Below are 13,145 nucleotides of genomic sequence, written 5' to 3'. Positions count from 1 at the left end.
TAGACCGCACCACAACCGCCCCACGCCGGTTATCCCCATGACTATAGGAAGGGAGCGCGGCGGGCCTGTCATGGGGGGCAGGCGTTCGGCGGCCAAACCTAGCCGCGCTTGGCTCCACGATGGGGAACAAAACGGGAATTGGCAATAGGGAACCAGCGGAGGGCTGTTGCATGGCTATCATGCTGCCACCCCCAGCAGGTCACGGCAGAGCGACCACGCAAGGTAGTCCGGAGCGCCGGGGCTGACTGCGCCGTTACGGTTAAGGGGCATGGCGGTAAGGGCCAGTCGGGCTTTGGCCTGTAGCCCAGCCAGCGTATGGGCTTGCAGGCTCCCGGCCTCATCCCATTTATCGGACAGGGCATCTGCTAGCGCGAGTTCCTGAGCTTCCACATGCGGCGGTATGTCAACAGTATGGCTCCATGCCTCGGATAGCTGGCAGAAGGCTGCATCGGCCTCAAGCCCGGCCTTAACCACCCGTAGCAACTCCGCATCATCTGGCACGGTAGGAGCGGCCAGAGCGGGGGCAGCACTACCGGCGAGGGCCAGAACCCCGGCCAGTGCCGTGCGGCGGGATAAGCCGGTTTGTGTGGGGTGTGGCTTGCTCATGCTGCCAGCCCTCCGGCCAGATCATCCAGCAGGCTCATAACCAGCCGGATTTCCTCACACTCCATGCCAAGATCAAAGTCGGCAAAGGCGGTGGGGAGGATTGCCCGCAGGATGGATGCCTTGCCCTGCTGGCCTGCTGTGGTGCGGGCTGGGGTGTTGGCAAGCTGGCCTAGAATGTCGGCCTCCTGCCAACAGAGCTTTGCCAACTCCGCCTCAAACCGTTTTTGCTCTGGCGAGCCGTAGGGCAACTCCGGGTCTGTATCCATTGCCCTAATGCGCCCGTGCACCCGCCAGAACGCGGCACAGAGGGCCAGAGCGGCGCTATCCTCATTGGTGGTGGCACAGGCCATAACGGGCATGGTGGCCACTGTGGCGGCCAGCACGGAGGCAATAGCACCACGGCGGGACAGGCCCGTGGGGGCAGTCTGCATCTGACTCATTCTGCCACCTCAGGGCTGGGGAGCAGGCAGGCCATGTAAAGCTTGGCGGGTTTGCGTTGGGGCTGTGTGTGGTGTGCCTGTTGGCCGGAGGGGGCTTGCAGGTGTTCGGGGTGCAAAGCGCCAGCCAGAGCCAGCATACAAAGGCCAGTAGCCCCTAGGGCAGCCAGAGCATCGCCATGCAGGCGAGCAGGGGTAAGCACTGCCAAGCATTTGCCGGGCATGGTATAGGCGTGGTTAGCCATTACCGTCTCCTGATACGAGCGGTTGTGGTCAGGCTGGTTTGGGAACTCTCACCTTCCCATTCCGGCCGCAATCAGTGATTGCGCTATAATCGCAACATAGTTAACATTGTTTTGCAAGAGAAAATCGCAACAAGGTTAATTTTTTGCTGCCAGTTCAATGTAAGATGGCCCGCGTGGCTGTTGGATGGGGTGTTAGGGAGCTGGCTGAAAAGTCGGGTGTCTCTACCAACACCATTGCCCGCCTTGAACGAGGCGAAGAACTCAAAGCCAGCACAATAGAAGCTATCCGCTCCGCACTAGAAGCCGCAGGGGTCGAGTTCATCCCCGAAAACGGCGGAGGGGCTGGGGTTAGGTTACGGAAAGCACTGCACTGATAGAGTATCGTATGAGTATCAAGATTAAAATAGATTTATGGTATCTTCTGGGATATCAATATTATTAATTCTATATTAAAAAAGCCCGGCTTGCGCCGGGCTTTTCCCATTAAGAGTTAAAACCACCTGATAGGCCTATTTTAATTAGGCCTAAAGATTCTTTTAACCAACAGGACGCATAGTCATTTTCCTTATTCATCGATAACACTATTCAACGCATAAAATCGAACATAGTGTCAAGTCTAATGTATGGAGGTTCGGTTGATAATGATGTCTTCGGCTGCTGCTGCGATTAAAGCGGCCCAAGGACGAAGTAAGCTAAAATTTTTAGTAGTGGGGGCGATAACCATACTAGTTTTTTGTTCCCGTCCATGGGACAGCGCATTTCTTATTTCTCTAATTTGCTTACAAAATTTATCAATACCATTCACTTGGAAGTCTTCAAATTTCCATCCATTATTGATTAAAGAATTCAACTTAACACCACCATCAAAGTCGATGCTTTTACTAAAGGCATCAGTGTCACAAGAAATTTCATTCCATAAGTTTTCTGGGTCGACAAGTTCTTTAATGACTGCTTCAAGTTTTTGGACGTCACTTAACTTGCATCCTTGAATGGCCCCAACAACTAAATCCGTAGTTTTTTCTATATTATGCAAAGCATGTGGTGATTTAATTGCGCGCTTGATTGTATTCCGTGCTTCTGCATCAAGATAAGTGAAAGATATGTATTCTATTATTCGATAACTAAACAAAAATCTTTGAATTGGATCTCCTGACTTGGATGCCATCCAAAAAGCCAAAATATTTTCATCAAGTTCTGTTGCGTTAATTTCTTTTGGGAAACTGCCTATTTTATAACGAGGGCGTGGTTGATTAGTTGTCTGTTCTGTTGCCGGGGTATGTATAATTATATTTGGACTTAAATAGTCGTAATAGGACATCATAAAATTTAGATTTCTTACGATAGCTAATATTTTATTATCATCCCAATCTACATTCCTAACCCAGAATGAAATGGGTTCACCAATTGTTGCTGCGCTAAGTGTGGAGGTTAAGCTCTCCGTATTGTCAGTTTTGAAAGCATATAACATGAAAGATTGTAAATTTCTGTAGTCTGTAACTGATTGTGATACCATCTTGATGTTTTTTGCTATGGCAATTAAATTATCGCTACTAGCGGCGTACTCGCAAATATGAGTTTTTCCATTCAAATGGAAACTAAAATGTCGTGAAGCTATTTCCTTTGCTGCGTTGCTAAGTGTGAAGGCTGTAAAAATAAACTCTAAATCCTTTTCTTTTTTATGGTATATTGCTGTAAATCGCTCAGGAAGAAATATATTTTCCATATGAGATGCAAGAGATGCAAGAGATTCAGGATCATCCGGGACATCTATAGATAAGGAATCGTCACCCCATGGATTTTTTATCTTCATTTTTGATGTTTTGTCATCCAAAAACAAAGTAGATTTTGGATTGTTTTTTTAAAATTCGCAAATTTTGTGTGTATTTGTGAAAATAAAGCATCATTATCCTGCTCAGAAGCATTTGATTGAATATGTGGAGGAGCATCTTTCATGGGGAGTAGAATCTTTCAACCTGATTGTGTGAAAAATAATTTTTAAAATATATTTGAATATCACCATCACATGTATGTAGAATTACAAATAATATTTATTTATTTATCGTTTAATAGTGATGTGCCCGGCCCACGCATCCAGTGACGCCGCCCGCTCCGTCAGGAACTCATGGCGCTGGTAAACGGCTGCAACGCCTTTAATGGTGCCCTCCGTATGGTTCAGCACTCTATCGGCCACATGGGGGCCAATGCCTAACCGGGCCATTACCGTCACACCCGTGCGGCGGAGGTCATGCAATCGCCACCCCACCGTAGCTTGCAGGGTGGAGGGGCTTTTTTCCCGCTTTTTTTGCCCACTGGTGGCCTGCACGGCCCGTTCGCGCATAATCAGGGCTTCCAGCCGCGCCACGGCAGCGGAAAAGCCGGAAATGGGCGTTTTGCCTGTGTTGGTAAACACCAAGGGCGATATGGCCCCGGTCTTTGGGTCGGTCTGCCGGTGTAGCCCTGCCAGCACATGCCGGGCGGGTTCGGACAGGTGGACAATATGGGCCTTGCCGTTCTTGGCCCGCTCCGCCGGAATGGTCCAGGTTGAAAGGTCTGGTGCTATCTCGCTCCATTGCATCCCCGCTACCTCATTCCTGCGCTGGAGGGTCAGCACCAGCAGGCGAAAGAACGGGCCAAACGGGTAAGGCAGCAGGCCGGAAGCCCGCCAGAACTCCCCCAATTCCGCATCAGACAATACCCGGTCGCGGGAGACTTCGCGGCCTTCTACAATCGCGGCAGAGAACGGGTTGCTTGGCACCAGCTCGCGTTTGACCGCCCAGCCATACATGGCGCGGCCATAGGCATGGAGTCGGCGGGCCGTGGTCGGGTGGTCCTCGGCTATCTCATCCAGCCGGGCCTGCACCTCTGCTTGCGTAATGGCGTGGGCTGCACGGCCAAGCAGGTGGGGCAGGGCATAGCGTATGCGCTGTGGGGCATCGCGCCGGTAACTGGCAGCCCGGTCACGCAATGCCCCTGCAAGCCAGCGGTCTATCAGCACATCCAGCGTCAGGGCATTGGCAGCAGCTTGTGCGGCCTGCTCGGCCACCTGAGCCTGATACTCCAGCATCTGTGCCTTTTTATCGCCAGCGGGGTCTCCGCCCGCCAGAACGCGGCCCCGTGCGGCCTCGGCCAGCTTGCGGGCCTGTGCCAGTGTTAAGGCTCCATACTGCCCCAGCACCAGCCGTTTGGGCTTACCAGCAAAGCGGTAGTTGAATAGGAATGTCTTGGTGCCGGTGGCGTTTACCCGCACGGCAAAGCCTTTCACCTCGCTATCGGTAAACATCACGTCCCGCTTACCCGGCGGGCAGGTGAGGGCGTCTATTCCCGATTTTGTCAGCTTCATGCGGCCCCTCCGGTGCATCTGTCACACCTGCTACACCTCACGGAATGGAGAGGTGTAGCAGTCTGAGGGCAAAAAAAACCAATAAAATCAATATAATATATATGAGTGATACACCTGATACACCTATTACACCGCATTTGGTGTAACCCGGCCCGAATTTTTGGCACCTGTCCCCCTCCTGCACCCGCTGATGCCGTTTTCCGGAGTCAATCCGGAGTCATTTGAAAAGGTAATCCGTGCGGCTCGCTGCGTCACCCTGCATCATCGCTTTTTATGGACCCGCCAAAAACAGCCGTTTTTTCGTCTCTATGCGGTTCCCTGCGTCTTAACTGTATCTAGGGTTCTGTGTCTCTTAATCAGCGGGTCCAAGGTTCGAGTCCTTGTGCACCCACCAAGCTTTTCCTTAGCTTTCGGTGGTTTTCAGGTTTCAGGCTGGCGGATTGCCCAGCCTGCACTATGCTTCTGTAAACTTGGTCTGTGGCGTTTGCCCGGCAGAGTTTACGTCCTCTCCCAAGCCTGCTCGTCGCCCTATTCTCCATAGTCTTTATATGTTTGTGCAGCCAGCTGCGGGGGAAAACCCACGCAAGTGCTGGCGTATTGTCGCTGGGTGTAAGGGAGCCGCTGTCTGACTTCCTTTTATGGCCTACGGTCTCTTCCTTAATTTAACGGTGATGCGTGTCCGTTGGAGAGTCTGCAAACATCCGATTTGTCGGATTTGGCTGAACGGCGAGACTTTTTTCAAAATCGTGAACAATTTTTTCAAGGAAAGGTCCGCGAGGAGCAACTGCTTGATGTGCCGGGATTTTTGATAGCTACCGCGTGGAATGTGAAGAAAGCATGTAATAAAATTTAACTGTCAAACCTTGAAGCATAGATGTGCGTAAATAACTACTGTTACAGTTATGTTAAAGTTTGAGGTTATGATGAAGAAAACATATTACGCCTGTGCATTGGTTTTTGGTCTTATTGTAGGACAGTCCGCTCATGCTGAAACTTGGGATGCAGGTATTTCCGAAAAGGTAGAAGTGCAGCATCCAGACACACCAGATACAACAACAGGTGGGGTCTGGGATGCAGGTATTGCGGAGCAGGTGAACGTGAAAAATCCGGATACCCCAGACACAACACAAGGTGGTGTGTGGGATGGCGGCATGACGGAGCATGTAAAAGTTAAATACCCGGATCTGCCACAATAATGTGGAGCAAGCTCAAAGAGATCTGACCAGAGCATCAGATCTCTTTGTTAAAATGCAAAGATAGATGCGTATTATGGTGGTGAAAGGAAGCCTGTTTTCTTGCCTTTGTTTATCCATGATGCGGACATAGGGTTGGTTGCAGAGGGTCAGGTGCAGCCGGATGATGGCATTGGTATTCTGACCAAGTAGAACCGACGAGGTGCGACCATGCGTTTTTCTTTGCTGCTGTTACCCATTCTTGGTTTGGCAACACCTGCTTTGGCAGCCGATCTGCCCGTAACGGCAGAGTTTGCTGCCCAGCCACAGTTTGCGCCAGCCTACCATGCCATGAGCACGCTTCCCTCTTGGGTCTCGGAGCTAAAAGCGACCTCGGTTCCGGTGGAAAAAACCACTATCGACGGTAAACCCTATCTATTGGGGCATCTGTGCAAACCTCATGACTGTGCCGCGTATCAGATGGAAGTTCTGTTTACGCCAGATGGCCACAAGGCGTGGGGCTTTTTGTCGGTTAAAACGCAGGGCTCTTTGTATCAGATGCCGCTGGGCGATCCTTCTGCAGCAGTGCTGGGGGCGCTTAAAGCCGCTTACCATACCAACAACCCGGATAGCCCCTGATTATGCCTGATGCTGGAAAAAACCGCCGACCATCCCCATAACGTAAGGTATGACGGTTTTTCAGAGCGATCTTTTTCCTAGGCAAAATGCAACACCACGGGCAACCGTGCCAGCAGAGTTGTGGGAAAGGCTGGCGCGGTCTGCTTTCAGGCAGCGTTTTCATTTAAACACGCAGGATATGGCTTATCTGCGGGAAAAAGGCTTACCGCTGGTGTTGGAGCATGGGCAGGATTTTATTGCCCGCCGTCTAGCCCCAGCTTTTCCCCATAAAGATGGGCGACAAACGCCGTGGAAGGGGCATCCGGTTTTTGTCGCACAACATGCCACAGGAACCTGCTGCCGCTCGTGTCTGGCAAAATGGCATGCCCTGCCATCTGGGCGCCAACTCAATGAGACTGAGCAGAACTACGTTCTAAGCGTCATAGCGCACTGGCTGGAGAATGAGCTAGCTCACCCCGTAGCGGGGGCCGCGTGGCAGCCCGTGCGCAAAAGCCGAAAATCCACCCGCAATCAGGCGCCGGGTGCGGACGGCTGACGGTCCATCAGCAGGGATGTTACGGCTTTTTTGAATGGTGAGAACCTGTCTGCCACACGCAGGCATCCTTCCCTGATCTGGCGGAAGGGCGGGCCATCATGGGTGTAAAGCGAGGCAATGCCGTTTGTGCCAGCAAATAACAGGGCCGTAGCTTTGCGGTGTTGGCGTTCAAACGCACGTAGGGCGGCAGGATTCCCTGCATCCCCATTGCCGGCAACAGCCGCCAGCACGTTCTTGACCAGTGTTTCCTGCCCCTTCAGCCCGAGGTTGAACCCATGTGCCGTAATGGGGTGCATACCAACTGCGGCATCTCCAACCAGTGCGAGCCTACGCGCGGTAAAGCGGTGTGCGTAAACCCCCTTGAGCGGGTACACATGGCGGGTGCTGACAAGCCGCATTGCCCCCAGACGGTTGCCAACACGGCGCATGATTTCAGCATTAAAAGCCTCACGCGGCATATGGGCCATCTGCTCAATCTCCTGCGGGGGGAGAGTCAGCACAAGGGAAGAGGCCATGCCATTAACGGGGAGCAGCGCAATGGTCTGCCCCTCATCAAACCACTGTAGTGCAACATTATGGTGAGGAGATTCGTGCGCCATGCGGCAGACCAGCATGGACTTGCGGAAGTCATGCACAATGGCGCCAATACCAGCCCGCTGCCGGGTGGGAGAAAAACGACCGTCCGCCCCAACAACCAGCCGGGCGTTAACCTGCCCACCGTTGTGGTGAACCGCAGCATAATCATGCCCCTGCCGTATGGTTTGCACGGTTGTGCCGGACAGTAAGGTAATGTTGGGTGTGTGGCTGGCAGCGGCAAACAGGGCGCGGCGGATCTGGTTGTTGGAGACCAGCCAGCCCAGCGCATCCACGCCTTTACCCCGCGTATCAAACGTGAGCGGGTGGCGGAAATTGCCGGTCTCAACCCGTGCTTCCTGAAGCGGGCAGATAACGGCCTGCGGAATAAGGGACCATGCACCGGCCTGTTCCAGCAGACGGACGGAGTGGTGGGTCAGGGCAATTTCTCGCCCGTCAAAGCCGGGTTCGGACCATGTGTTAAGCGGAGCACGCTCAATAACAGAGACCGAGAGACCACCCTGCGCCATAAGGAGCGCGGTGGCCAACCCCACCGGACCACCACCAATAATGGCAACGTCTGTCTGCTGAATGTCTGACATAAGGGTCAGTCCTTGTTGTCTGCGCCAAAGGTTACGGGCTGGCCGTGCCAGCGGGCTGTAAACAGGGCCGGGTCTGCGCGTTTGGGTGTATGTGGTACTCCCTCAGGTGTGCCCACAAACAGAAAACCAGCCAGTTTGGCCGGAGCAGCAAGGCCCAGTTCGGTAGCCAGAACAGGGTCATCCACCAGTGCGCCGGACACCCAAACGCCGCCAAAACCCGTGGCGTGTAACGCATTAAGAATGTTCATGGTGCCTGCCGCCACGCACATTTCCTGCTCCCAGAGCGGAATTTTGTGCTCGGGGCGCAAGTGCATACCCAAGGCAATAATCATGGGCATGGTGGCAAACCGGCTGCGCCGTTTTTCAATTTTGGCAGCTGGGGCATCGGGTTCCACCCGCGCCATGCTGGCAACAATACGTTCGGCCAGCAGGGGCCGGTCTTCCCCTTCAATAACAACATAGCGCCAGGGCTGGAGCCGACCATGATCAGGAGCCCGCATCGCCGTAGCCAGAATTTCCGTCAACTGGGCGGGGGAAGGTGCAGGTTCTTTCAGCCGGTCGGTGGAAGCGCGGGAAAGAAGCATGTCCATGGGTGTCATGGTCGGGTGCCTTTGTTGCTAAAAAAGGGTGGTGCCGGGCGTTACTGAGGGAATGCCGGAAGTGGTCCACCCCCCATGAGGTGCAGGTGAAAATGCGGAACTTCCTGCCCGGAGTTGGTGCCAGCGTTGGTGATCAGCCGGTAGCCGTTTTCTTCCAGCCCGAGCTTATGGGCAATCTGACCTGCCGAACGCATGACTTCAGCAATTTCTTCCGTCGGTGCGGTTTTGCTGAAGTCCATGAAAGACACATAGGGCTTTTTGGGAATGATCAGCACATGAACGGGGGCTTTGGGCGCAATGTCCTCAAAAGCCAGAACCCATTCATTTTCAAAAACAGGTTTGCAGGGAATTTCGCCGCGTAGGATTTTGGCAAAAATGTTCTGCTGGTCGTAAGGGCCTTTGCCGGTCACAGCCATGGTGCGTTCAGTCCTGTTTTGTTGCGTCTGGCGTTGTCAGGGGTGGTTTGGGGCGGGAGGCTTTTTCGGCAATGCCGCTTGTCCCTTCGCGTCGGGCCAGTTCTGCCCAGACCTCATCAGGCGTAATGCCAGCGTCCACCCACATAACAATAAGGTGGTAGAGCACATCGGCACTTTCTCCCACCAGCAGGTTTGTGCGGCCGGCTACGGCCTCAATCAGGCATTCAACGGCTTCTTCACCAAACTTCTGGGCAATCTTGTATGTCCCGCGTGAGAGCAGGCGGGCAGAATGGCTGACCGAGGGGTCAGCATTCTTGCGGCTCTGCACAACATCATACAAGCGGTTTAGCACGGAGCTATCGGCTTCCTCGGACAGGGGAGGGAGTGCCGCTGTTTCCGCCCCCTTGGCTTTTTTGGCCTTGGTGGTTTTGGTTTCGGTTTTTGATGGGGCTTTTTTGATCATAACGTCTGACTGACCTGAAATGGAGCGGGGGAAGGGCGAACCGGCAGTCCGGCATCGGCCAGTGCCTGTTTGACCTGAGCGACGGTAAACTGCCCGAAGTGGAAAACACTGGCAGCCAGCAGCCCTGTGGCTCCGGCCCGAGCACCTTCCACAAAATGTTCCAGCGTGCCAACACCGCCAGAGGCGACAATAGGCAGACGCACGGCCTGAGTTGCCGCGCGGAGCAGGTCCAGGTCAAAGCCGCTGCCTGTGCCATCGCGGTCCATGGAGGTCAGCAGAATTTCTCCCGCTCCGCGTTCGGCGGCCTGCTTGCACCAGTCTATGGCGTCTATTCCTGTGGGGGTGCGCCCACCATGGGTAAAGACTTCCCATTTGCCCGGTGCGGTTTGCCGTGCGTCCACGGCTACGACAACGCACTGGCTGCCAAACTTGCGGGCGGCTTCGTTAATAAGGTCCGGGCGGGAGACAGCGGCAGAGTTCATGGCACATTTGTCTGCCCCGGCCAGCAGCAGGCGGCGCATATCGTCCGTTGTGCGCACACCGCCGCCAACGGTCAGGGGCAGAAAGATTTTCTCCGCCGTCTTGCTGACAACATCCAGAATGGTATCCCGGTTTTCGTGGCTGGCGGTAATGTCCAGAAAGGTCAGTTCATCGGCTCCGGCGGCATCATACACCGCAGCCTGTTCAACCGGGTCCCCCGCATCACGCAGGGAGACAAAGTTGACCCCCTTGACCACCCGGCCATTCTTGACGTCCAGACAGGGAATAACGCGCAGCTTCAGCATCAGCTCAGCACTCGCAGGGCTTCAGTGGGTGAAACGCGACCATCATACAGCGCCCGCCCCACAATAACACCTTCTATGCCCGGTGTGGTGTTGGCTGCCGTACGCAGGGCTGCCAGATGGTCAATACTGCCAACGCCCCCGCTGGCAATGACGGGGATGGACACGGTATTGGCCAGTTCTACCGTCTGTTCAATGTCCAACCCTTCAAGCATCCCATCGCGGCTGATTTCGGTAAAGATAATGGCCGCCACACCGGCATCCTGCATCCGCAGGGCCAGATCCGTTGCCTGCATGTCGGAGACTTCGGCCCAGCCCTCTGTGGCCACACGGCCAGAGCGTGCGTCAATTCCTGCAACAATACGGCCGGGGAACGCCTTACAGGCCTCGCGCACCAGAGCGGGGTTCTTAACCGCAACCGAACCCAGAATAACGCGGGTAATGCCTGCTTCCAGCCATTCGGCAATGGCCTGCATGTCGCGCAGTCCCCCGCCAAGCTGAACCGGAACATTGGCTGCGTCCAGAATGGACCGCACCGCGTCCGTATTGGCGGAGGCCCCGGCAAAAGCACCGTTCAGGTCCACCACATGCAGCCATTTAAACCCCGCATCCTGCCATGCCTTGGCCTGTGCACCAGGGTTGTCGGAATAGACGGTTGCATCGTCCATCTCGCCACGGCGCAGGCGCACGCAGGCCCCGTTCTTCAGGTCAATGGCGGGGTAAAGAGTCAGCGGACGGGAGGAGTTGGGTGTGTTCATGGGGTGTGGCTGGCTTCTTGTTCGTTGCTGGTCTTGGCGGACAGAAAAGGCGGGGTATTATCCAGACATTTGGTGAGGAACAGCCCGGATACGAGCTCATCCCCCACACGGGCGTAAAACGGATGTCTGCCCCATATCTGGAATCCGGCCTTGTTAAAAAGGGCAATGGCGGCGGTCTGTGTTTGCAACACGTCCGCGTTCAGAACTCTGAAGCCCATGTTGCGCGCCGCATTTTCCACTTCCTGTAGCAGGGCGGCTCCCAGCCCCCGTTTGCGCGCGTATGGGGCCACAAACAGGTGGGCCAGAGTTACACACATGGCCTGAAGTTCGTTATTGCGTGGCGCACGAATAAGCTGGGCACCGCCGACAATAACGCCATCCAGCCTAATGGCGAACAGCATCCGTTCGGGCACCAGTAACAGCCCACGAAAATAGCGTTCCAGAACCTGCCGCCCCTGCGGCTGGAGCCAGCCGAACCCACCGCCATCCAGAATGGCGGCATCCACGGACTCGCACAGGGCCTGAAGGTCATCCTCCTCTAGCGAGAGAATGCGTTGGACGCGGGCGTTGCGGGTCATCAGACTGTGGTTTCCGGTTGCCATGCAAGAAAGTTTGCAAGGATCCTGAGCCCGACGGTCTGACTTTTTTCTACGTGAAACTGCGTGCCTGCCACGTTGCCCCGGCACACCATGGCAGGCACCGGGCCGCCATAGTCCGCACTGGCAAGCAGTACGTCATCCCGTGTGTTGCGCAGGGCGTAGGAATGTACAAAGTAACCATGTGGCGCAGGGCCAAGGCCTTGGGTAAGAGGGTGGGGCTGGTGGAGTTCCAGCTCGTTCCAGCCCATCTGGGGCAGGCGTAGGCCGGGAGCTTCCATGGGGGCAATCTCCCCCGGAATCCAGCCAAAGCCTTCCGTTACCCCGTGTTCCAACCCCCGCTCGGCCATAAGCTGCATACCCACGCAGATACCCAGAAAAGGAGTGCCTTTTGCAACAGCCTGCAAAATGGCGTCCTTCAGGCCTGCAATGGCTTCCAGCCCGTGGGCGCAATCTGCAAAGGCGCCCTGACCGGGCAGAATAATACGGTCTGCCTGCCGGACCTCGGCGGGTTCGTTGGTAATGATGACAGAGGCGTTGAGACCCGAAAGCTCGGCGGCGCGCATGGCGGCCCGGGCGGCAGAGGCCAGATTGCCCCCTTCATAATCAACAACAGCAATGGAAAGAGGCTGGGCCATAAAACCCTCTTGGTTCTGATCCTGCGGAAGACCTCTACTTCTGCCCGGATACGGGCGAAATAAAGGCCGGTTGTCTGTCTGGGCTGCCCCCATGTTCCAGAATGAACATGGCTGGATCAAAGCGCTGCCAGCTTGTTTACAGCACGCCCTTGGTCGAGGGGATGGCCCCTAAGGCACGTGGGTCTGGCTCTACCGCCATGCGCAGGGCACGGGCAAGAGCCTTGAACGCGGCCTCGGCAATATGGTGGCAGTTTTTGCCAGCCCTCTGGTTCAGATGCAGGGTCAGCAGGGCGGACATGGCAAAAGCCCGAAAGAATTCTTCCACCAGCTCCGTGTCCAGCTCACCAATACGGTCGCGGTCAAACGTGGCGTTAAAGGTCAGAAACGGGCGACCGGACAGGTCCACCACCGCTTCGCACAAAGCTTCGTCCAGCGGCACAAGGGCGGAGCCAAACCGGCGCACGCCACGCTTGTCGCCCAGTGCCTGCCGCATGGCCTGCCCCAGTGCAATGCCGGTGTCTTCCACCGTATGGTGGCCATCTATGTGCAGATCACCTTTGACCGTTATATCCAGATCGAACAGGCCATGCTTGGCCAGAGCGGTCAGCATATGGTCAAAAAAGCCGATACCGGTCTCAATCCGAGCCTTGCCAGTCCCGTCCAGATTCAGGGCAATGGCAATATCGGTTTCGCTGGTAACGCGGTGAACTGTGGCTTGGCGCGATGTTGTCATGGTGTCAGCTT

The 13,145-nt window shown here is 55.1% G+C and carries 17 protein-coding genes and 1 pseudogene; 4 read left to right on the top strand and 14 right to left on the bottom strand.

The genetic code is table 11. From position 1 onward, the window contains the following. Positions 1-177 precede the first annotated feature (177 nt). The 3 genes from AGA_RS01925 to AGA_RS01915 are packed head-to-tail and all read right to left on the bottom strand — an operon-like array spanning position 178 to position 1,288. Complete coding sequence (locus AGA_RS01925) at positions 178-606, bottom strand: hypothetical protein (RefSeq protein WP_059022756.1); 429 nt, start codon at positions 604-606, stop codon at positions 178-180. Further along, positions 603-1,046: a hypothetical protein gene (locus tag AGA_RS01920; RefSeq protein WP_157065273.1), complete on the bottom strand. Its 444-nt coding sequence runs from the start codon at positions 1,044-1,046 to the stop codon at positions 603-605. The genes AGA_RS01925 and AGA_RS01920 overlap by 4 nt, the downstream gene beginning before the upstream one ends. Further along, the gene (locus tag AGA_RS01915; protein WP_059022753.1) at positions 1,043-1,288 is read right to left on the bottom strand and encodes a hypothetical protein; all 246 of its coding nucleotides are present in this window, start codon (positions 1,286-1,288) and stop codon (positions 1,043-1,045) included. Before AGA_RS01915 ends, AGA_RS01920 begins: the two co-directional genes overlap by 4 nt. Positions 1,289-1,452: 164 nt before the next feature. Here AGA_RS01915 and AGA_RS01910 point away from each other — a divergent pair, with 164 nt between their 5' ends. Further along, positions 1,453-1,662: a helix-turn-helix domain-containing protein gene (locus AGA_RS01910; RefSeq protein WP_059022752.1), complete on the top strand. Its 210-nt coding sequence runs from the start codon at positions 1,453-1,455 to the stop codon at positions 1,660-1,662. Positions 1,663-1,904: 242 nt separating this feature from the next. Here AGA_RS01910 and AGA_RS01905 read toward each other — a convergent pair whose 3' ends face one another. The 3 genes from AGA_RS01905 to AGA_RS01900 all read right to left on the bottom strand — a co-directional run bounded on the left by AGA_RS01905 (position 1,905) and on the right by AGA_RS01900 (position 4,628). Further along, complete coding sequence (locus tag AGA_RS01905; RefSeq protein WP_059022751.1) at positions 1,905-3,098, bottom strand: hypothetical protein; 1,194 nt, start codon at positions 3,096-3,098, stop codon at positions 1,905-1,907. Further along, the gene (locus tag AGA_RS13630; RefSeq protein WP_157065271.1) at positions 3,095-3,241 is read right to left on the bottom strand and encodes a hypothetical protein; all 147 of its coding nucleotides are present in this window, start codon (positions 3,239-3,241) and stop codon (positions 3,095-3,097) included. The genes AGA_RS01905 and AGA_RS13630 overlap by 4 nt, the downstream gene beginning before the upstream one ends. 103 nt (positions 3,242-3,344) lie before the next feature. Then, positions 3,345-4,628 carry a tyrosine-type recombinase/integrase gene (locus AGA_RS01900; RefSeq protein ID WP_059022750.1) on the bottom strand — a complete coding sequence of 428 codons (1,284 nt, stop codon included), beginning with the start codon at positions 4,626-4,628 and terminating at the stop codon, positions 3,345-3,347. A 920-nt stretch (positions 4,629-5,548) separates the two neighbouring features. Between AGA_RS01900 and AGA_RS01895 the strand changes: the two genes are divergently transcribed. The 3 genes from AGA_RS01895 (at position 5,549) to AGA_RS01885 (ending at position 6,974) form a co-directional block, all read left to right on the top strand. After that, on the top strand, positions 5,549-5,824 hold the full coding sequence (locus AGA_RS01895) for a hypothetical protein (RefSeq protein ID WP_231945898.1): 276 nt from the start codon (positions 5,549-5,551) through the stop codon (positions 5,822-5,824). A gap of 207 nt (positions 5,825-6,031) precedes the next feature. Beyond that, complete coding sequence (locus tag AGA_RS01890; protein ID WP_059022749.1) at positions 6,032-6,439, top strand: Ivy family c-type lysozyme inhibitor; 408 nt, start codon at positions 6,032-6,034, stop codon at positions 6,437-6,439. A gap of 49 nt (positions 6,440-6,488) precedes the next feature. Further along, positions 6,489-6,974 carry a DUF4186 domain-containing protein gene (locus tag AGA_RS01885; RefSeq protein WP_083503507.1) on the top strand — a complete coding sequence of 162 codons (486 nt, stop codon included), beginning with the start codon at positions 6,489-6,491 and terminating at the stop codon, positions 6,972-6,974. On the opposite strand, the gene ubiM is transcribed toward AGA_RS01885, so the two are convergent. From ubiM to hisB, 8 genes and pseudogenes are all read right to left on the bottom strand, one after another. After that, positions 6,950-8,149: a 5-demethoxyubiquinol-8 5-hydroxylase UbiM gene (gene ubiM, locus AGA_RS01880; protein WP_059022748.1), complete on the bottom strand. Its 1,200-nt coding sequence runs from the start codon at positions 8,147-8,149 to the stop codon at positions 6,950-6,952. The genes AGA_RS01885 and ubiM overlap by 25 nt on opposite strands. A 5-nt stretch (positions 8,150-8,154) precedes the next feature. Beyond that, complete coding sequence (locus tag AGA_RS01875; protein ID WP_059022747.1) at positions 8,155-8,748, bottom strand: nitroreductase family protein; 594 nt, start codon at positions 8,746-8,748, stop codon at positions 8,155-8,157. A 41-nt stretch (positions 8,749-8,789) separates the two neighbouring features. Beyond that, on the bottom strand, positions 8,790-9,164 hold the full coding sequence (locus tag AGA_RS01870) for a histidine triad nucleotide-binding protein (protein WP_059022746.1): 375 nt from the start codon (positions 9,162-9,164) through the stop codon (positions 8,790-8,792). A gap of 7 nt (positions 9,165-9,171) precedes the next feature. Beyond that, positions 9,172-9,627: a phosphoribosyl-ATP diphosphatase gene (locus tag AGA_RS01865; protein ID WP_059022745.1), complete on the bottom strand. Its 456-nt coding sequence runs from the start codon at positions 9,625-9,627 to the stop codon at positions 9,172-9,174. Then, a complete protein-coding gene (gene hisF / locus AGA_RS01860; protein ID WP_059022744.1) occupies positions 9,624-10,412 on the bottom strand; it encodes an imidazole glycerol phosphate synthase subunit HisF in 789 nt (262 codons plus the stop codon). The genes AGA_RS01865 and hisF overlap by 4 nt, the downstream gene beginning before the upstream one ends. Then, positions 10,412-11,745 (bottom strand): annotated as a pseudogene (gene hisA / locus AGA_RS14420) (1-(5-phosphoribosyl)-5-[(5-phosphoribosylamino)methylideneamino]imidazole-4-carboxamide isomerase). The gene hisF and the pseudogene hisA overlap by 1 nt, the downstream one beginning before the upstream one ends. Then, positions 11,745-12,401, bottom strand: a complete 657-nt coding sequence (hisH, locus tag AGA_RS01845) for an imidazole glycerol phosphate synthase subunit HisH (RefSeq protein WP_059022742.1) — start codon at positions 12,399-12,401, stop codon at positions 11,745-11,747. The pseudogene hisA and the gene hisH overlap by 1 nt, the downstream one beginning before the upstream one ends. 136 nt (positions 12,402-12,537) lie before the next feature. Beyond that, on the bottom strand, positions 12,538-13,134 hold the full coding sequence (gene hisB / locus AGA_RS01840; protein ID WP_059022741.1) for an imidazoleglycerol-phosphate dehydratase HisB: 597 nt from the start codon (positions 13,132-13,134) through the stop codon (positions 12,538-12,540). Positions 13,135-13,145 lie beyond the last annotated feature (11 nt).

The organism is Acetobacter ghanensis (genome assembly GCF_001499675.1).
In the GTDB taxonomy this organism is placed as follows: Bacteria; Pseudomonadota; Alphaproteobacteria; order Acetobacterales; family Acetobacteraceae; genus Acetobacter; species Acetobacter ghanensis.
The sequence above is the reverse complement of the archived record's forward strand: the minus strand, read 5'-3'. Positions and strand labels throughout refer to the sequence as shown.